This is a genomic window from Paraburkholderia xenovorans (assembly GCF_046030735.1).
GTDB classification, from domain to species: Bacteria; Pseudomonadota; Gammaproteobacteria; order Burkholderiales; family Burkholderiaceae; genus Paraburkholderia; species Paraburkholderia xenovorans_A.
The window spans coordinates 48800-67091 of record NZ_JAQQBV010000015.1 but is presented as its reverse complement, the minus strand read 5'-3'; the positions used below and the strand labels follow the sequence as shown (position 1 = coordinate 67091).

Here is an 18292-nt window from a genome sequence, read left to right as displayed (position 1 = left end):
TGCCGTTTTTTTCTTACCGTGATCACATCGATACATCACTTCCGAATATCTCGCACAGCGAAATACAAAAATTTCGTTGTTGTATCCAATAGATACCCGCCGTGTACACTTTGAAAATCTCCACTTCGCCCCACTCCGTCAAAATTGAAACTCACGCAGAGGTACCTCTTATAATACTCCCTCACAATACTCCAATTTGCCAGCATTGGATTAAATCCGCCAGATTTTATTCCATGATTGTCTCCCAGAGGTATAGCCCTGGATAACCGGTATAACTTCCCCGAATAGATCAATGCCTGATCATTTTCACTTTCGGCATAACCTATTTCGGAACCACGATACTCAAACATATAAGTTGCATCGAAACCATCGGCGTATTTTTCCTCTTGCGAAATCTCATCTGCGTCAAAATTTTTAATAGAAACGAAGGGGACTACAGCTTCCACTTGCAGGCAACTTTTCACTAGATTTTCATCTGGCTGAGCAGCACAGGCCATGCAAGACGCGGCGAGACTCGCCAACAAAACGAGGGCGAGTTTTTTCATTTATATTCCTTCGCACGTGTGGTTTCCAAGTATTGCCGGTCGAATTTCCAGAAAATCGTTCCGCCTATTCCCGCTGTTGAGTCATACACGTGATCGTAGCGCCCAATTTCGTCTTTCTTTATCGTAACCTTCCCCGTTTTCCTGTTTTTTATTTTCGTAGTCTTATACAAAATTACGAGGTGAGTCGAACTTTTTATATCGTAGATGTTGTGACCAGAATCTGTAATCTGAATGCCCAGTCTTACCTTAGGATGCTTCGTATAATTTGTTTTGATGTCCGCGCCGTCCCAGAAATAAGCGCCATTCGATTTGTCCGGACCACCAGCCAGCGCGTTGCGTGCCGCACTGATCGCAGCCAGCATCGCCGGATTCCTGGCGATTCTGTCATTCGTCGATCTCATCAGCGCGCCGTAGCGCGCGTTACCATCACTGACCACGAACGAAAATGACGGCTCGTTATCTACAAACGTAGCCATGTCGGAATAACCACGGGCGTCACGTTGTCGCACAAGCACACTGGCAATTGCCATCATTTCATCGGCATTGTCTTGCAGAGAAGCTTCTCCATAAGCCATCGCTGCAAGTTGCCTTGTCTCGGCATCGATTGGTTGTGCCGCAGCGGACCCCGTTGCGGGCGTCGCAGAAACCGCTGGTTGTGGCGTACTCGATTGATTGGAATCGTTCATGCATCTTTCCCCGCCGAGTCTCGCGCGATCCACGTCACAAGCTTCAGCGGCGATTGCCCCAGAAATTTAACCGTTTCACCATCAGAAAATTTCCCTTTGTGTGTATGGAGATCATCCCCATCGCTGTAAAGGTCGTAATGGTATCCATCCACGGGCGTCACCCCGTCTCGCAGTAAGCTGAAGCTTTGTTCGATAACCTCCTCATCAGAACGAGGCAAAAATGGCATGGGCGCCAGCTTGGCATCAGGTCCCGGCGCATCCCATGACGCGCCCTTCTCCAGAATCGGCCCCGGCGAACCGTTGGTGATGCCGCCGCCGTTGATCTGGATATATGAGCCACCCGCACCGATCCATACTTCCTTCGATGCCGTGATGAAGATTTTTCCGTCCGTGCTGCTGATCGTAAGATCCTTCAGCGCCGCCAGCGCCATCTCGTCGCCTTGCGCCTGAATCTCAACCCGGCCTCTCGCCGCGTAGAACTTCATGCCATCCTGATACGCAAACAACGAGATCGAGCCTCGCACCGAGGCGTGGTAGGAGCGCCCTGCCGACAGGCTATAGTCCCGGCCTACCGTCACCGCATGATCGTTCAGACTCGCTTGATGCGTGCTATCAGTGGCACTCGTCGCAATGCCCGCCGCGCTTGCCAGCAAAAGGTCCGGGCGCGTCATCTCGGGCGACGGATCGTCATGGGCTTTCACGCTCCCCCTAACGGCATCATTCTGCGTCTTGATGGCCTGCGTGGCCTCGCGCTGACTCGCCCGCGCATCCTGGGCCCGGTGCTGCCGCGCAAGTTGCGCCAGGTCCTCATGCTGCTCGCACGCCTGCGTCAGCCGCAGCAGCGTTTCGTCCATATCCTTCACCGGGGCCATGGCGCCGGCTCGCGTCTCAGTAGTAACCAGCACGCCCTTATTGGCCCGCACTACGCCCCACGCGTCTGTCGCCAGTTCGAAACCCTCGCCCCTTGGCGTGCTGCGCCCCGCGTGCCCGTCGATGCGAGTGTTGTACCCGAGCACGAGTCGCGACTGCGCCTGGTCGCTTGCCACCTGCACCTGAAGCTTGCCCGGCGTGTCGTCAGTCATCACGCTGTTGGCTGCGTTGCTCCGGCCGCCGAGGTCCTGGCTGCGCCAACCCGACAGTGCCTGGTTATCGGGTAACTTCCACGGCGGCTCGTGGAACTCATTGGTCAACCGGCCCACAACAAATGGTTTGTCAGGATCGTTATCGTGATAACCGATTTCAACCTCATGCCCTACGCGCGGAATCCAGATCGCGCCGTAACCGGCTCCCTGCCACGGCGAGGACACCCGCAGCCAGCAACTGGTGTAGTGCTCTTTCCTATCCTTCGTGCGTTCCCAGACAAAGCGCACCAGTACCCGGCCATATCTGTCCGTCCACAGCGGATATTTTTCAGGCGCGGTGACCACCGCAATCTCGCCATACGAGCGCGGCTTCTTCGCTTTCTGCGGCGTACGGAAAAAGGTGTTCGCGGGCTGCGCCGTGAACCTCGTCTCCACGCTGTACTGTGGGTTCAGCACACCTCGGTTTGTCACCGTATCGTTGTTGACGATCTCAATCTTCGTTGAAGTGACCAGATATTCGCCGTCGCCTGGCACGAGCGGATAACCTTCCAGGTGAAACGTATAGCCCGTCATCAGCCCGCGCAGGTTGCCCTTGCCTCGCGCGCGCAGGCTCTTCGCGCGGTGTGCTTCAAGCCGCACGCGCGCCAGGTGTTCGGCCTCGAACCGCACATCGTTCGGATCACCCGACAGACCCATCGACCCGGCCAGCGGCTGTGCGTAATCGCCCCAGCCGTATTCCTCCGCGTTGTCATTGGCCCGCTCGCGGCGATCGCTGTCGTTCACAGCGAGCTTCGCCAGTGAGCGCGTGTAGTCGTAATCGGTGAGCGTGACCTTGCCCGTCGTCAGCGAGCGCGCCACCTCGAACTGGTGGACGTGTTCCTCGTCGATACGCTGGCCGCCGCGCTCCAGGTAGCGCAGCCTCTCGTAGGCCGGCCCGTGCTTTCTGTGCGCACCCGGCGAATCACACAGAATCAATCTGCCGCTTTCGTAGTAAAACGTAATGCCCCATTCCTGCCAGAGTCTGTCCAGAAACTGCCAGTCGGATTCCCAGAACTGCCGCTGGTAATCGCGTCGGGGATACTGCCGTCCGAAGCCGGGCCCCGCGAGGCGTGTCTCATAGACGTATGGGTACGCGTTCAGAATTGTTTCGGAAATCTCGACCACCGTGCAGTCCTGGAAGATACGGCTGTCACGGGTGAGGGTCGCCAGCCATAACCACGGGCGCAGCCTCAGACGATAGAACGCACGGCGCTCATCCGCGCCCACACACTGCGCCTCGCTCACGACCGACGTCAGCTTGCGGACGCCCGCGCCCTGGTTCGATGCACTGGCAATGCCCGCCATACCCGCAGCGTAGGTGCCGCTCCCTTCGATCGCTATGCTGAGCGTCACTTCCGTGCCGACGAGATGGTCGATCTGCACAAGCGCTTGCACTTCACGGACGTACAACCCGGGAATCTCGACGGTGGCCAGCTCCACGGTGTAGTCATACAGCCTGCCGAGCTTCTCCACTCCCGACAGACGCGAGACGGTGAACAACGGCATGCCCCGCCATGCCGGCAGCGCTGCACCGGCGATATCGAGCGTGCGGGGCTGTGTGAGCCATGACATAAAAAACTCCGTGATCAGGAAAGTGTGCCGAGGCTCAGGCCACACCGCGTGTGCCGGATCGCGGCGGCCAGCTCGCGATGCGTCCCCGCTGCTTCGAATGCAGTACGGTTGTGGTGAACGAATGCATCGAGACATGCCGCGCGACGTAATGCTCCAGCACGACCGCAAGGGTGTAAGGACTCAGGCCATCGAAGCCGTCTTCATCGAAAGTCAGCTCGCATTCGATGCCGCGGCCGAACGGGATCGGCCCGTTACCCGGCAGCTTGCGGTGGACCGGCGTGGCCGTTGCCCCGACGAGACTTTCGACCTGCCGCTCAAACGCACGCGCTTCGGACGTGACGAACAGGCGCAGCAGGCGACGCAGCCCCTCGCCGGCTGAAGGCGCGTTGTGGCGGTCGTCGAAGATCCGGTAGTCGAGAGTCAGTTGGCCGGCCAGTTGCCAGGCCAGATCGCCATGTGCGAGTGGCGCTATCGGTATGCCAGGCGCGCGTACGAATCCGACGCCCGCTACTGGCACGGAGTCCATCACGTCCAGATCATCGATCCCGTTATGCACGATCGTGCACGGCAGGTCCCGATTGGTCAGCCATGCGTCGAGCGTCAAGTGGCGGATACCACCGCTATACGGCCGTCGTTCGGCGTCCATCAGCGAGATATACGTCTGCGTTTCAGTGAAGAGACGGCGCGTGCCGTACTGCCGTTGCCGATTCGCCGGGTGGTTCGGTTGTCGCCGCAGGGTGAAATAGCGGGCATGCGGGTTAAGGTCGTCGACGAGTGTCCGGTACATAGGCTCGAACCGCACCTCGGCTGCGCCTTCGGCGACTTGCCCCTGTGCGAGGTCGACAGAATGCACCTCGAAGTCAAACGGCGCATCGGCCACCGGCACGAGTCGATGCTCGGAACGCTCCGGCTCGACTTCGAGCCGCCTCGTGCGCTGCGGAAACAAATTGACGACAGGCGTGCAAAACAGTGCGAAATCCGAGGCATCTACCGCATCTATGAGCCCACCTGGCGGTCGGTCGAGCAGAACGATAATCTCAACCTCATTGCCGGGAATAGCGGCGAGCCCCTTCCGAAGTCCCGTCAGCGCGAAAAACCAGAAACGCGCCGGACACGCGAAATACTCGTGCACCAGGTTGTGCCCATGGAACTTGCCCGGTACGGCCGGAAGCACGCTTTGGCTGGGCTCCAGTCCCTCGTGAACCACCGCATCGCACGTGACCGCATGAAGCCGCCCATGCGCGAAACGGTCAGGTTCCGCCACGACCGACGCCACGCCTGCGGAGAGGATCAACTCAAACAGATGCGACGCAGTGCGTTCGTCGCCCGCAAGATACACCGGTAGCCGGTCCAGTCCCTCGAGGCTCGCGATAGAAGCGCCATTGGTGGTGCGCAGCCTCAAACGCAACGCGCCGCGTACCGTCTGACCGTGCGAAACATACCGGCCCAGCGACGGAATGTCAGGTGGAATGCCGGTGAGCCTCGCCTGCATGATTTCGAGCGGATAGACAGTCACGTCCTGGCTGCTGCGAAATTCGCAAGTGGTGTTCTCGCCCACCTGCGCTCGCGAACTGAATGCACAACCTCGCGGCATCAGGAAGCCCTTGCCGAGGTGTCCGCTTGCATGACCGGGATATACACGGGCGACAGCGATCGACGGCGTCGGGCGGACATAATTCGGGTAAAGCGTTTCCAGCAGCGGCTGCATCAATTGCGGGAACGCGTCTTGGATACGCATCTCCATATGTGCGGTCACCAGGGCCGACGACTGGAGCAGACGTTCTACGTAGGGATCGCCAATTTCACCCGCCTGCATGCCGAGCCGGCGCGCAATTTTTGGATGAGCACCGGCGAATTCCATTGCAAGCTCACGGATGTAGAGCAGTTCGCGGCTATAGTAATCGAGCAGTCGTGGGTCCATTCGGCGCAGCGCGTTCCATTCCTGTTCCTAAAACAGCAACTCAAACGCGTATTTCCATTGCGCCGCGGCTAGCGCTGTCTCCTAGCCGACTCGCATGATTATTAAAAATGCCGCTGGATGTTGTCTATCAGACAGCTGTCATTTTTTGTCAAGATTGACACATTGATTCAACTAGCATTGCGAATCAATATCGAGATAGTCGAATCGGATTTTCAGGGGATAAGTGGGAAGCCGCAAGCGGCGGAATCCAGAAAGAACGGAGGTTGACAGGACTTATCCATCGCCCGCTAACTTTTATCCACAGAAATTGTTTGCAAGCCTGTGGACAACCTTCCAACAAGCGCGCCAAGTGCTTGATGTATTTATATTTACGCGCGCTGCATTTCGGCGCAACCGGCTTCGCGGTTGCGCCAAGGTGCATCAGAGATAAGCCGACTTCACCGCCGGACGCTTCGCGGCCCCCAGCAATTGACTGCGTTCCACCATCCCACCGAACAGCAGCCCGATGGTCGTCCACATGATCACCTGCATGCCGAGCGCCGAAATCCGGAACTTCCACAACAGCACAGCCGGGAACGCGGCCGGCACTTCGTTGATCGTCGGCATCGACAGTTGCACGGCCGCAATGATCGCGACAAACACCCCCCCCGCCACGATCGACCCGTTCCACGCGCCCAGCTTCAGCGCCGCACGCCGGCGCACCTTCAGCGAAAACACCAACGCGGCGAGCGAAATCGCGATCATCAGAAAGAACAGGCCGGTGCGCATCCCGATCGTCTCGGGATCTCCCACCGACGGTGGATTCGCCGGATACTTGATGTTCGGCACGATCACCAGCGCGATGAACGCACCGAGCGCCAGCCACGCCGACAAAGCACGCACGCTCAGCGAACCGGCCCGGCCATACGCATACGCAAACACCAGCGAGAACAATCCGCCGAACGCGGCGCCATACGTCACGACCCCGGTCAACAATCCCAAACCGGCTTGCGTCTCGCGGCTCACCAGTTCGGGCTCGGGCGCTTCACCTTTGGCCGCGTCCGCTTTTTCTTCGAAGGAAATCGCCTGATCCACCTGCGGCTCGCCCACTACCCGCGCGAAGCCGAACGTGAGCAATCCCGCGGCGATGCCGGCGAGCATCCCGCGTACCAACAATTTACCGACCATGTTCGACTCCGTTAGTGGCAGGGAAAGCCGAGCAGATGGCGGCCGTCGTGCACGAACTCATGCACGTACATGCCGGGAACCAGCGACGTAGCGCCCTCTTCCGCACCGACGAAATACAACGCGAGCAGGAACAGCAAACCGCCGAACACCACCCAGGGCAGCAATTCACGCAGCGGAATCGGCGTGGGCTGCGCGGCGGGCTGGGCAGCGGGATCGAGAACAGTGTGGGCCATGACGAACATCTCCTGGGGGTAACGCGCCCCGATAGTCGATTGAAAAGGAATGGTGCGAAGTTCAGGTCTGGCTTTCGGCTTGCGACTGCCGATTACAGTGGCGCGACCGCGCCGGGCTCTCACCGGCTTCCGCGCTTCGCAATCCCGCTATTCTACGCGCTAAACTTTGGCCCTCGACGACGAGAAGCGGCCTTGCCGCGCCGCGCTCCGAACCGGCATCTGTGGAAAGGGAACGACTCGAATGAACACACGGCTGCTGCTGATCAGCCATGCCGCGACCGCCGCGATGCGCGCCGGCCGCTTCCCCGCCGACGATCCGCTCGACGCGCGCGGCGTCGCCGAAACGCAGGCGGCGGCCGCGCGCATGCATCTGTCGATTGCGGAAGACGCGACCGCGTTCACGAGCCCAGCCAGTTGCGCACGCGAGACGGCGACAACCCTAAGCCTGAAGGCCACCGTCGAAAGCCGGCTAGCCGATATCGACTACGGCGAGTGGCACGGCAAGCGCCTCGCCGATCTCGCCGCCGAGGCGCCGCAAGACCTCGCCGCATGGACGCGCGATCCCGACGCCGCCGCACACGGCGGCGAGTCGTTCAGTCAACTGGTGAAGCGAGTGGGAACGTGGCTTGATGCGTTGAGCGCGCCAGAAGAAATCGTCGGCATCACGCACGCGACGGTGTTACGCGCAGCGATAATCCACGCGCTCGGCGCGTCGCCTGCGGTGTTTGCTCACATCGAAATCGCGCCGCTTTCGCTTGTCGAGTTGCGACGTTCGGTGCGTGGCGGCGAATGGGTTTGGCGTCCAGCGTATTAGCCACGCCAAGTGAGTCGAGGCCGCGCGAAATTACTTGCCTGACACCACCAAACGCAGCTTGTTCGACCCAAACCGCGTCAACGTGACATCCGTGCGTTTCGCTCGTGTGCCCAGATAAAAGTGCTGACGTCCCGGCGAATTCTGATCGTGCGTCGCTTCCGGCAGACAGGCCGCGATATCGGCTGCAACACCTTGCAGCGCATCCGCGCTCGACCCTGCATCGCGATGCGGCGTCCACACGCATTGATAGCTGCCGTGACCGGCCGAACATTGCGCGTCGTCGCCGTAGGGTTGAGCGACATCCATGCCGTCTTCCGGCTTCAGCGAGGCGAGCCCGTCGGGCGCCGCCGCGACGATGCGCTTGAGCGAGCCGCAGGGACTCGGCGCGTCGTCGGCATTCGCGTTGATCGGCAGCAAAGCGCTCAACCCTACGGCAGCAAGCGCGGCAGTCAGCATCCTGATCGGTTTCATGTCGGCGCAATCCTTCAAGTGGGGACGCTAGCGCCGCAGCACGGTTTGTGCCCGTGACGACTCCATCACCAGGTGCATCACGATGCGTCGCCGAACAACGCAGTCAACCCCGCTGCCGACGCAAATATCCCCTTCGCGTCATGACCGACGCCGTCGATCACAAACGTGCGGTGCGTCGGCAATCCCTGCGGATGCCGCGACGCCAGATAGCGCTCGTAGTTAAGCCCTCGCCCGAGGCGATGCGCGCCCTGCGTCTGCGCCGCGCAAGAGATATCGAGCGCCGGATGTTGCGGATCGCAGTCCGCGCCGCCGAGCAATACGGTGACGTCGCGTCGCGCATAGGACGCCTCAAGCGCTTTGGCATCAACCGCAACGCGGCCGCCATTTACGCCCCGAGCATAAGCAGGCAGATTCTCGAGCCCATACTTCCAGCGATTGAACGACGGACATGCCGCCGCATCGAAAGCGGCAAATTCGCCGGACGCCGTAGGCCGGCTCGCATCGAAGTAAACATACGACGAAGGATTCGCCACCACATAGCGCAGCGCGATGCCGCGCGCGGTCAACGACGCTTCGCCTCGCGTCACCACCGCATAGCGTTGCACGACCTGGCCACCGCCGGAGTGCCCGGCGATCACCACCTCGCGCAACGACGCGAATCGCTCGTGCGAAGCCAGCGTCTGCAGAATCGCGTCGAGCACATCGAACGAACTGAGCGGCGCGGGACCTTCTGCGTTCTCGCCGCCCATCCAGCTGGTCCAGTCCCAATGCAACGTCGACGGCGGCAACGGATGCGTGTCGAGATCGGCGCTTGCGAGAAACTGCGGCACGATCAGCAGCGTTCTTGCAGCGACGACCTCGCCGGCCAGCGCGCCGACACGCCGCGCGAGATTGAAGTAGGTATCCGCGTTACGCAGGCGTCCGTGAATCAGGATCACGGCGCGTTCGAAGTCGACAGCCGGCGCAAGCCAGTCGCCGTTCGCGTAGACCGGCACGGTACCGCTGCCGGCGTGCGTCGTGACACGAAGGTGCTGGCTCGCGACGGCGGCAACGGCGCGCTCGTTGGGCGCGCGTTCGTCGTCGGTGATCAAAGGCTGGGTCATGCAATCTGCTCGTGGTGAATACAGTGAATCGTGTGGCTCAAGTCGCGCGCGCCGCTAACGGCTCGCGCCCGGACCGCGTGAAGTACACCATCGCGAGCGACACGAAGCCGGCAAAAATCAGGTAAAACGCGGGCGTCAGACTGCTGCCCGTCAGATGCGTCAATCCGGTGATGGTGAGCGGCGCCATCCCGCCGAACAACGTTACGGCGATGTTGTACGAGAGCGCCACGCCTGCCGACCGGCTGCGCACCGGAAACAGCGTCGCGAGCATGCCGGGGTGCGAGCCGGACATCGCGGCGAGAAACACGGTCGCGACCATTTGCGCGATGAACAGGTGACCGGGCGTCGGGTTGGTCACCACGAAGTGATACAGCGGGTACACGCACACCATCCACGCAATCACGATCGGATAGAACAGCCGGTACGCGCCATAGCGATCGGCGAGCTTGCCCGACAGCGGAAACAGAAACAGATTCAGCACACCGGACACGAACGCGCCGAGCAACGCAGTCGACAAAGGCAGATGCAATTGCCGCTCGACGTATACGGACAAATACGAGTGCCACACGTAATTGGTCGCGGCGCCGACGATGATCACGCCCATCGCACAGATTGCCGCGTCGCCGTTGTCGCGGAAAAATTGGCGCACGGTCACACGCGGCGGCTTGTCGCCCTGCTCGCGCAACTGCTCGAACTCGGGTGACTCGGCCACGCGATGCCGGATATAAAAACCGAACGGCCCCGCCAACGCGCCGAACAGGAACGGCAAACGCCAGCCCCATGCCACCAGTTGTTCATGAGTGAGCTGCGTGGTCAGCAGATAGCCGACGCCTGACGAAAGCAGCAGCGCAAACGCCTGTGCGGACATATTGAAGCTGCCATAAAACATCTTCTTGTTCGGTGGCGCGTACTCGACCAGCATCGCCGAGGCGGTTGCGAACTGCCCGCCCACCGAGAGGCCTTGCAACAGCCGCGCGAGCACCACCAGCAGCGGCGCCGCAATGCCGATGCTCGCATAGCTCGGTGTCAGCCCCATCAACAGCGTGCTCGCCGCCATCGATATGATCAGCAGCGACAGCGCCTTGCGGCGGCCGGCCCGGTCCGCGTAAATGCCGAGCAGAATGCCGCCGAGCGGCCGCACGATGAAGCCGACCGCGAACGTGGCGAGCGTCAGCATGATCGACACGAAACCGCCGCCGCCCGGAAAGAACACTTGCGCGATGATCTTCGCGAAGTAGCCGTAGATCAGAAAGTCGAACCACTCGAGCCCGTTGCCGAGCACCGACGCGAAGATCGCGCGGCGCACCATCGACGGACTCAGCGCGCTCGCGGCATTCGCCGCGGGCCGCGCGCCGTCATGTGATGTCAAGGTCGCCTCGCTCATGGTTCGCATCCCTGCGTGCCGAACATGGCCGCCAGCGCGCAAACCGATGTGAGCATGCGCGCGCCGTTATGACCGACGCCCGGCACCACGTGAAAACTCTGCGGGAGCCCGTCGGGATGGCGCAACTTCATATAACGATAGTAAGCCTCGGCGCGCGCCACACGCTGCGGTCCTTGCGCTTCGGCGGCACAGGATCTGTCGAGCGCGCTTTGCTGCGGATCGTCGTCCGCGCCGCCGACCAGGTAGTCGATCCGGCGTGCCGCGTACGTCGCTTCGAGTTGCGCGGGCGTGCGGTCGTCGAGATACGGCGGACGGTTGTCCATCCCGTACTTCCATTGATTGAAGCCGGCGCATTGCGCGGCGTCGTATGGCGCCGGCTCGCCTTGTGCATTCGGCCGCTGCGCGTCGAAATACGCGTACGTGGACGGGCTCGCCACCACATAGCGCACGTCGATGCCTGCATCGGTCAGCACGGAGATGTTATGCGCGGCAACCGCGTAGCGCTGCACGACCTGGCCGCCGCCGGAATGCCCGGCGAACACCACGTGCTTCAGGTTCGGAAACAGCTTGCGATCGGCGAGCCGCGCGACGATCGCGTCGAGCACCGAGTAGGAGCTGATCGGCAACGGCGCGCGCGCCGCTTCGCCGCCCATCCAGGCGTCCCCGCTCCAGCGCAGCAGGTCGGCGGGTTCGTCGTGTACGCGCAGGTCGAGCGTGGCGAGAAATTGCGGCGCGATCAGCAGCGTGCTGTCCGGGTCCGCATGCGCGGCGTCTTGTGCGTTTTGCGCAGTGCGGTAGTACACGTCCGCGTTACGCAGTTTGCCGTGAATCACGATCACCGCACGCGTGACCTGCGGCTGCGCGACGCTCCAATCCTTCGACAGATACAACGGAAATTGCGCATGCCCTTGCGGCGTATCGACCGTGAAGCGCGTATCCGAGATCGTCGCGACCGGTTTCAGGTGTGGTTCGTACGTATGCACCGCGAACGCCGGCTGTGCGAGCAGCGCAAGCATTGCAACGCTTGCGACCGCGCACCGCGCGATGAGACGACGTGAGAGATTGACAATCATCCAGCTTGCTCCTGATAACCGTGTACTGTCTTTAACGCACTTCATGGGTCAACCCGTCGCTCGATCCGGGCGTCACGGGTTCGAAAATTCAGAACCGGTGGCGAATGCCGAGCGTCACGCCGGTCTGATTCGGCCCGAACGCCGTGTCGCTCGTCAAACCGACCGGCGTGTACTGGTCGTTCGCGTAGTGGGTCGCCGCGGCATACGCGACCGTTGCATACACATCGGTTCGCTTCGACAGAATATAGTCCCCGCTCAGCACGCCCATCAACGAATTCGATACGTTCGCCGTCTTGTTGCTCTGATAGTAAGCCGCCGCAGTGACGCGGAAATCAGGCTTGACCAGATAACGAACGCCGCCGAACCACAACGCCGCCGACACCGACTTGCCTTTGGTCGGGTCGTACAGATAATGCTCGTAGCCGCCCATGATCGACACGTCGCCGATCTGTTCGCGCGCCGAGGCGCTCCAGTTGCGCGACTTGGTCCACATGCCGGTGGAATTGATCGCGCCGTTCCGGTAGTCGTAAGCCACGGCCGCGCTGAAGCTGCCGAGATCGTAGTCGAGCGCGCCGCCATACGCCGCGCTGCTCTGGAACGAGTCGGCCGAGCCGCCGAAGCTGTACACGCCCGTCGCCGTCAAGCCGCCGAAGTGGCCCACGTACTTGACCGAATTGTTCACGCGCGCCTTGAACGAAAAGCTGTCGACGGAACCGGTGGTCGGCATCCACGTGTACTGCTGGCCGAACACCATCGGGTCGTATTTGATCAACGTGTCGTACATGGCGGTGTACTGCAAGCCCGCCGACAACGCGCCATATGCATCGTTCGCTACCCCGACCGCCGCGGTGCGGTTGAACAGCACGCCGGCGCTTGCATTGGTGCCGTCGTTGCCGTTGAAGCCGGCTTCGAGAATGAAGAATGCCTTGTTGCCGCCTCCCAGATCTTCAGTGCCGCGAAAGCCGAAACGCGAGTTGCTCAGACCACCGGAATTTTCGCGGACCAGAGAGCCCCCGCTCGCGCCGGCATGATTGAGGAATTCGAGGTTGGTGTCGATCACGCCATATAACGTCACCGACGACTGGGCATGCGCGCTCGCGCAACTCACCACGGCCAACGCGGCCACCGCACACTGTTTTTTCACTGACGTCTCCTGTCGATTTTGTTTTATCTCGCGATGCGTTCGGGCCTCATTGCCGGTGTGGCATGGGCGTCGATCGATGCGATGGACGAGATCGTAGGAGCGGCGGTGATAAATGTAAAATACCTGTTTTACGCACCATCCATATTTATAGAATATGGCAATGGCAGCACGTGAAACGCTGCCGGAGGAGACGGACAACGATGGAGCTTCGCCACTTACGCTACTTTCTGGCGGTCGCCGAGGAAGGGCAATTCACACGCGCCGCCGAACGGCTCGCCATGCAGCAGCCGCCGCTGTCGCAGCAGATCCGGATGCTGGAGGAAGAGGTCGGCTTCGAGCTTTTCGTGCGGATGCCGCGCGGCGTGACCTTGACACCCGCAGGCCACGCATTCGCCGAAGACGCGCAACGGCTACTGCAAAACCTGCAGCAATCGGTGGACCGCGCGAGCCGCATCGCGCGCGGCGAGCTCGGCACGATCTCGATCGGGCTGACGAGTTCGGCGGCATTCCATCCGTTCACGACCGAGGCGATCCGCGCGTTTCGCGCGGTGTGTCCCGAGGTTGCCGTGGAGCTGGCCGAACTGAACGCAGCGGAGATCATCGAGCGGCTGGCTGAAGGCCAGATTCAGGCGGCCTTTCTGCGCAAGCCCGTCGATGCACGCGAGGGCGTGGCCTTCGAGTTACTGCTCGACGAGCCGATGGTGGTGGTGTTGCCGGTAGGACATCCGCTGCTGAAAGGCGCGGGAAAGAAGCGGCCGCAAGTGTCGTTGAAAGCACTGGCGCAGGAAGATTTCATTCTCGTGCGGCGCCCCGGCGCACCCGGCATGTACGCGGACATTCTGGCCGCATGCAGGCAGGCGGGTTTCGTACCGAGGATCGCGCGCGAGGTGCCGCGCATGGTGTCGGGCATCAACCTCGTGGCGGCGGGGCTGGGGGTCACGCTAGTGCCGGCGTCGATGCAACGCTACGACCAGGTGGGCACGGTGTATTGCACGCTGGCGAACCCGTCGAGGCTCAGTGCGCCGCTTCATCTGGCCTACCCCAGCGCGCTTCATAACAGCGCTGCAACGCGCTTCATTCAAATGGTCATGGAGCGCGTTCGCGGCTAGCTCGCCGCCCTCTGCGTCGCTACCGGACAGATTTCGTCGATAGGCACACAAATTGCATTTCCGGCTCACCGTACACGCAATGACAAATCCTTTCGACCATGCCTACCCAACCCGCTGCCGGCGCTAATGCTCGCCTATCCTCCGGAATCGACGGAATCGACAATGTTCTGGGAGGCGGCCTCACTCCCGAGCGCATGTACCTTGTGGAGGGCGCGCCGGGCACGGGCAAAACTACCTTGGCCTTGCAATTTTTACTCAAGGGCGTCGAACAAGGTCAGGGAGGCCTCTACATCACGCTGTCCGAGACGCGCGACGAACTGATCTCCGTCGCGCAGAGTCATGGCTGGGACATCAGCGGTTTCACCATTCTCGAACTGCTGTCCGACGAGGGCCTCGATCCGCAATACGAGCAGACCGTGCTGCATCCGGCCGAAGTGGAACTCGGCGAAACGGTCCGCAACGTGATCCAGCGGGTCGACGAACTGAAGCCCGTGCGCATCGTGCTGGACAGTCTCTCCGAATTGCGGCTGCTGTCGCAGAACCCGCTGCGTTACCGCCGGCAGATTCTCGCGCTCAAACGCTATTTCGCCACCCGCGAATGCACGGTGCTTCTGCTCGACGACAACTCGTCCGATCCCGGCGACGTGCAACTGCACAGCATCGCCCACGGCGTGATCACGCTCGACAACCTCGCGCACGACTACGGCGGCAACCGGCGCCGCGCGCGCATCGCCAAAATGCGCGGCATCAAGTTTCGCGAGGGCTATCACGACTTCACGCTGGATACGGGCGGCATCCACGTGTACCCGCGTCTCGTCGCGGCCGAACATCACGCCGAATTCGACGCCAAAGCTGTGAGCACCGGCACGAGAGGACTCGACGCGCTGCTCGGCGGCGGCCTGATCCCCGGCACCAATGCGTTGATGATCGGCCCGTCGGGCGTCGGCAAGACCACGACCGTGGTGTCGTGTCTGATGGCCGCGCTCGAACGCGGCGAGCGCTGCGTCTACTACGTGTTCGACGAAACGCTGGTCACGCTGCTGATTCGCTGCGCGACCCTCGGCATGCATCTGAAGCCGCACGTCGAAAGCGGCTTGCTGACGCTGCGCCAGATCGATCCGGCGGAAATCTCGCCGGGCGAATTCGCGAGCAGCGTGCGCGATTCGGTCGAGAAACAAGGCGTGAAGTACGTCGCCATCGACAGTCTGAATGCCTATCTGCAAGCGATGCCCGGCGAGCGCTATCTGCTGCTGCAAATGCACGAACTGCTCGGCTATCTCAACCAGCAGGGCGTCATCACGATGCTGGTGCTCGGCCAGCACGGGATCATCGGCGAAGTGCAGAACGACATCGACATCAGTTATCTCAGCGACGTGGTCGTGCTGTTCCGCTATTTCGAGCATCACGGCGAAGTATTGACGGCCGTAACCGCCGTGAAGAGCCGCGCGAATGCGCACGAGCGCTCGATCCGCCAGTTCCGGCTCGGCACCGAGGGCGTGGAAGTCGGCGAAGCGCTGCGCGATTTCGAAGGCGTGCTGTCGGGCCTGCCGTCCTATCGCGGCAGCACCGCGCTGCTCGGCGCAACAGATCGCGTCATCGATACTTCCCGGTCGTAATGTTATGGAGCAACGCGTCCTTATTCTGGCGCCGTTTGGCCGCGACGCCGATGTCATTGCCGAAGTCCTGAAGAAAGACGACCGCTGGTGCGTCGCCTGCCGCGACGCCGACGCCCTCACCGACGCGCTCGATGCCGGCGCGGGCGCGGCGCTGATCGCCGAAGAAGCGCTCGCCAACGGTCACGCGTCGCGCCTGTTCGGCTGGCTCGAACAGCAGCACGCGTGGTCCGATTTCCCGATCATCCTGCTGGCGGGCAACCGTGTCGGGCGCCGTTCCGAACGCGGCCTCGATGTGCTCGAGCGGCTCGGCAACGTGGTCGTGCTGGAACGTCCGCTGAACTCGGAGACGCTGCGGCGCGCGGTGGCATCGTCGCTGCGGGCGCGGGCGCGGCAATACGAATCGCGCCGCCATCTGGCCGAACGGATCGAAGCGCAGGAAGCGCTGGTGCAGCTCAACGATTCGCTCGAAAGCCGGATCGCCGAACGCACGCAGGAACTCGCCTCCGCCAACAACCGGCTGATGATGGAGATTCACGAGCGCGCCAAAGTACAGGCGGTGCTGGTGCAGTCGCAGAAGATGGAAGCGCTGGGCCAGCTCACCGGCGGCATCGCGCACGACTTCAACAATCTGCTGAACGTGATCATGGTCAACGCGGAGCTGATCGCACGGGTGGGTAGCGACGAACGCATCCGCGCGATGGCCGCCACCGTCAAACGCGCGACCGAACGCGGCGCGAAGCTGACCGGCCAGTTGCTCACGTTCTCGCGCAACAGCAATCTCGACTTGAAAGCGGTGGACGTGGTCGCTTTGCTGCAAGGCATGCGCGACATCATCACGGTGTCGCTCGGATCGACCATCCGCTACACGAACGAATTCGACCGCGAAGAGATGTGGACCCAGGCCGACGCGAATCAGCTCGAACTGGCGGTGCTCAATCTCGCGATCAACGCACGCGACGCGATGCCGAACGGCGGACAACTCGTTGTCCACGTAAAAGAGCGCGTGGCGCCGGACGAGACGCTGGAGGATGGCCACTACGTGGTGCTCGAAGTCGCCGATACCGGTTCGGGTATCGCGCCCAATGTGGTGTCGCGCGTGTTCGATCCGTTTTTTACGACCAAGCCGATCGGCAAAGGCACGGGTCTCGGTTTGAGCCAGGTGTACGGCATCGCGCGGCAGGCAGGCGGCACCGCGCGGCTGTTCAGCGAGGAAGGCGTCGGCACGACCGTCGAAATCTGGCTGCCGCTGCGCCAGCGCGCCGTGCAGCAAACTGAGACGGTGTCGGACGTCGAACAGAACGCGGTCGGCGAAAAACGCGTGCTGGTGGTCGAAGACGACAACGAGGTGCGCGCAATGCTGGTCGAGTGTCTGAAAATGCTCGGCTACACGGTGACCGAAGCGGCGGACGGACGCACCGGTCTGAATCGTTTGAAGGCCGACAACCCCGACCTGCTGATGGTCGACTTCGCGATGCCGGGAATGAACGGCATCGACGTGATCGCGGAAGCGCGCAAGATGCGCGAGGACTTGCCGGTGATCCTCGCGACCGGTTACGCGGACGTGGATATCTCGGGCCTCGCTGTAAAACGCTGCACGATTCTGCGCAAACCGTTCCAGCTCGACGACCTCGCGCGTACCGTGCGGCTCGGCCTCGTGACCTGACGCACGGAGCCGGTTGCTCAACCCCTGCCGCAGCTCCAGCGCCCCGGTATGCGCTGGAGCTACCGCCCGGCCGCCGCCCAGCCAGCGCAGGCACGCCGATTTTTGCCCCAAAAAACCAATTCAATAGTTTCCTAACGAATATTTAGCCCCTACAATGGCGGCCATGTCGAAAAATCTCGATACCTTGCGCCGCACCGTCAGCAGCACGCTCATCGTCGCCGCCAGAAAATGGCGTCGTACGAGCCACGGCGTGCTCGCGGCCTTCAACGTTTCGGAGGCGTGCGCCACGCCGCTGCTCACCGCTGGTCGTCTCGGCGAGGCCGTACGCCAGGTCACGCTGGCCGATCACATCGGCATCGAAGGGCCGTCGCTGGTGCGCCTGCTCGATCAGTTATGCGCCGCCGGCCTGATGCGCCGCGACGAAGACCCCGAAGACCGGCGCGCCAAAACCGTCACGCTCACCGACGAAGGCCGCGCGGTCACCGCGAAAATGGAAGAAGAACTGGTGACGCTGCGCGCGCAAGTGTTGAAAGGCATTTCGCGCAGCGATCTCGAAGCGACCTTGCGCGTGCTGGCCGCTTTCAATGCCGAATTCAACGCGGACAACGGCGCCGAACGCAGGGCAGGCGCAACGGCATCCCACGGCGCGAAGGACCGGGCGTAACGGTTT

At 61.8% G+C, this 18292-nt stretch carries 16 protein-coding genes; 5 read left to right on the top strand and 11 right to left on the bottom strand.

What is annotated here, in order from left to right:
- Positions 1-35: 35 nt before the first annotated feature.
- The 6 genes from PQQ51_RS16685 to PQQ51_RS16660 all read right to left on the bottom strand — a co-directional run bounded on the left by PQQ51_RS16685 (position 36) and on the right by PQQ51_RS16660 (position 7245).
- A complete protein-coding gene (locus PQQ51_RS16685; protein ID WP_408497912.1) occupies positions 36-545 on the bottom strand; it encodes a hypothetical protein in 510 nt (169 codons plus the stop codon).
- Positions 542-1231: a hypothetical protein gene (locus PQQ51_RS16680; protein WP_408497911.1), complete on the bottom strand. Its 690-nt coding sequence runs from the start codon at positions 1229-1231 to the stop codon at positions 542-544. The genes PQQ51_RS16685 and PQQ51_RS16680 overlap by 4 nt, the downstream gene beginning before the upstream one ends.
- A complete protein-coding gene (tssI, locus tag PQQ51_RS16675) occupies positions 1228-3924 on the bottom strand; it encodes a type VI secretion system Vgr family protein (protein WP_408497910.1) in 2697 nt (898 codons plus the stop codon). Before tssI ends, PQQ51_RS16680 begins: the two co-directional genes overlap by 4 nt.
- Positions 3925-3958: 34 nt before the next feature.
- On the bottom strand, positions 3959-5845 hold the full coding sequence (tssF, locus tag PQQ51_RS16670) for a type VI secretion system baseplate subunit TssF (protein WP_408497909.1): 1887 nt from the start codon (positions 5843-5845) through the stop codon (positions 3959-3961).
- A gap of 420 nt (positions 5846-6265) precedes the next feature.
- Complete coding sequence (locus PQQ51_RS16665) at positions 6266-7012, bottom strand: CbtA family protein (RefSeq protein WP_408497908.1); 747 nt, start codon at positions 7010-7012, stop codon at positions 6266-6268.
- 11 nt (positions 7013-7023) lie between these two features.
- Positions 7024-7245, bottom strand: a complete 222-nt coding sequence (locus tag PQQ51_RS16660; protein WP_408497907.1) for a CbtB domain-containing protein — start codon at positions 7243-7245, stop codon at positions 7024-7026.
- A 241-nt stretch (positions 7246-7486) separates the two neighbouring features.
- Here PQQ51_RS16660 and PQQ51_RS16655 point away from each other — a divergent pair, with 241 nt between their 5' ends.
- Positions 7487-8059 (top strand): histidine phosphatase family protein, encoded by a 573-nt coding sequence (locus PQQ51_RS16655; protein ID WP_408497906.1) that lies wholly within the window; start codon positions 7487-7489, stop codon positions 8057-8059.
- A gap of 30 nt (positions 8060-8089) precedes the next feature.
- Here the strand turns inward: PQQ51_RS16655 and PQQ51_RS16650 are convergent, their stop codons facing one another.
- The 5 genes from PQQ51_RS16650 to PQQ51_RS16630 form a co-directional block, all read right to left on the bottom strand.
- Positions 8090-8530, bottom strand: coding sequence for a hypothetical protein (locus PQQ51_RS16650; RefSeq protein ID WP_408497905.1), 441 nt, complete (start codon positions 8528-8530; stop codon positions 8090-8092).
- Positions 8531-8607: 77 nt separating this feature from the next.
- Complete coding sequence (locus PQQ51_RS16645) at positions 8608-9633, bottom strand: alpha/beta hydrolase (RefSeq protein ID WP_408497904.1); 1026 nt, start codon at positions 9631-9633, stop codon at positions 8608-8610.
- A 37-nt stretch (positions 9634-9670) separates the two neighbouring features.
- The gene (locus PQQ51_RS16640) at positions 9671-11017 is read right to left on the bottom strand and encodes an MFS transporter (protein ID WP_408497903.1); all 1347 of its coding nucleotides are present in this window, start codon (positions 11015-11017) and stop codon (positions 9671-9673) included.
- Positions 11014-12090, bottom strand: coding sequence for an alpha/beta hydrolase (locus PQQ51_RS16635; RefSeq protein ID WP_408497902.1), 1077 nt, complete (start codon positions 12088-12090; stop codon positions 11014-11016). Before PQQ51_RS16635 ends, PQQ51_RS16640 begins: the two co-directional genes overlap by 4 nt.
- 88 nt (positions 12091-12178) lie before the next feature.
- On the bottom strand, positions 12179-13234 hold the full coding sequence (locus tag PQQ51_RS16630; RefSeq protein WP_408497901.1) for a porin: 1056 nt from the start codon (positions 13232-13234) through the stop codon (positions 12179-12181).
- A gap of 200 nt (positions 13235-13434) precedes the next feature.
- Here PQQ51_RS16630 and PQQ51_RS16625 point away from each other — a divergent pair, with 200 nt between their 5' ends.
- From PQQ51_RS16625 to PQQ51_RS16610, 4 genes are all read left to right on the top strand, one after another.
- A complete protein-coding gene (locus tag PQQ51_RS16625; protein WP_408497900.1) occupies positions 13435-14343 on the top strand; it encodes a LysR family transcriptional regulator in 909 nt (302 codons plus the stop codon).
- A gap of 98 nt (positions 14344-14441) precedes the next feature.
- A complete protein-coding gene (locus PQQ51_RS16620; RefSeq protein WP_408497899.1) occupies positions 14442-15959 on the top strand; it encodes an ATPase domain-containing protein in 1518 nt (505 codons plus the stop codon).
- A 4-nt stretch (positions 15960-15963) separates the two neighbouring features.
- The gene (locus PQQ51_RS16615) at positions 15964-17622 is read left to right on the top strand and encodes an ATP-binding protein (RefSeq protein WP_408497898.1); all 1659 of its coding nucleotides are present in this window, start codon (positions 15964-15966) and stop codon (positions 17620-17622) included.
- Positions 17623-17785: 163 nt separating this feature from the next.
- Positions 17786-18286 carry a MarR family winged helix-turn-helix transcriptional regulator gene (locus PQQ51_RS16610; protein WP_408497897.1) on the top strand — a complete coding sequence of 167 codons (501 nt, stop codon included), beginning with the start codon at positions 17786-17788 and terminating at the stop codon, positions 18284-18286.
- Positions 18287-18292 lie beyond the last annotated feature (6 nt).

Bases quoted from the DNA above. Each gene is read 5' to 3' on its own strand.
- PQQ51_RS16685 (WP_408497912.1), bottom strand. From the start codon at position 545: ATGAAAAAACTCGCCCTCGTTTTGTTGGCGAGTCTCGCCGCGTCTTGC.
- PQQ51_RS16680 (WP_408497911.1), bottom strand. From the start codon at position 1,231: ATGAACGATTCCAATCAATCGAGTACGCCACAACCAGCGGTTTCTGCG.
- tssI (WP_408497910.1), bottom strand. From the start codon at position 3,924: ATGTCATGGCTCACACAGCCCCGCACGCTCGATATCGCCGGTGCAGCG.
- tssF (WP_408497909.1), bottom strand. From the start codon at position 5,845: ATGGACCCACGACTGCTCGATTACTATAGCCGCGAACTGCTCTACATC.
- PQQ51_RS16665 (WP_408497908.1), bottom strand. From the start codon at position 7,012: ATGGTCGGTAAATTGTTGGTACGCGGGATGCTCGCCGGCATCGCCGCG.
- PQQ51_RS16660 (WP_408497907.1), bottom strand. From the start codon at position 7,245: ATGGCCCACACTGTTCTCGATCCCGCTGCCCAGCCCGCCGCGCAGCCC.
- PQQ51_RS16655 (WP_408497906.1), top strand. From the start codon at position 7,487: ATGAACACACGGCTGCTGCTGATCAGCCATGCCGCGACCGCCGCGATG.
- PQQ51_RS16650 (WP_408497905.1), bottom strand. From the start codon at position 8,530: ATGAAACCGATCAGGATGCTGACTGCCGCGCTTGCTGCCGTAGGGTTG.
- PQQ51_RS16645 (WP_408497904.1), bottom strand. From the start codon at position 9,633: ATGACCCAGCCTTTGATCACCGACGACGAACGCGCGCCCAACGAGCGC.
- PQQ51_RS16640 (WP_408497903.1), bottom strand. From the start codon at position 11,017: ATGAGCGAGGCGACCTTGACATCACATGACGGCGCGCGGCCCGCGGCG.
- PQQ51_RS16635 (WP_408497902.1), bottom strand. From the start codon at position 12,090: ATGATTGTCAATCTCTCACGTCGTCTCATCGCGCGGTGCGCGGTCGCA.
- PQQ51_RS16625 (WP_408497900.1), top strand. From the start codon at position 13,435: ATGGAGCTTCGCCACTTACGCTACTTTCTGGCGGTCGCCGAGGAAGGG.
- PQQ51_RS16620 (WP_408497899.1), top strand. From the start codon at position 14,442: ATGCCTACCCAACCCGCTGCCGGCGCTAATGCTCGCCTATCCTCCGGA.
- PQQ51_RS16615 (WP_408497898.1), top strand. From the start codon at position 15,964: ATGGAGCAACGCGTCCTTATTCTGGCGCCGTTTGGCCGCGACGCCGAT.
- PQQ51_RS16610 (WP_408497897.1), top strand. From the start codon at position 17,786: ATGTCGAAAAATCTCGATACCTTGCGCCGCACCGTCAGCAGCACGCTC.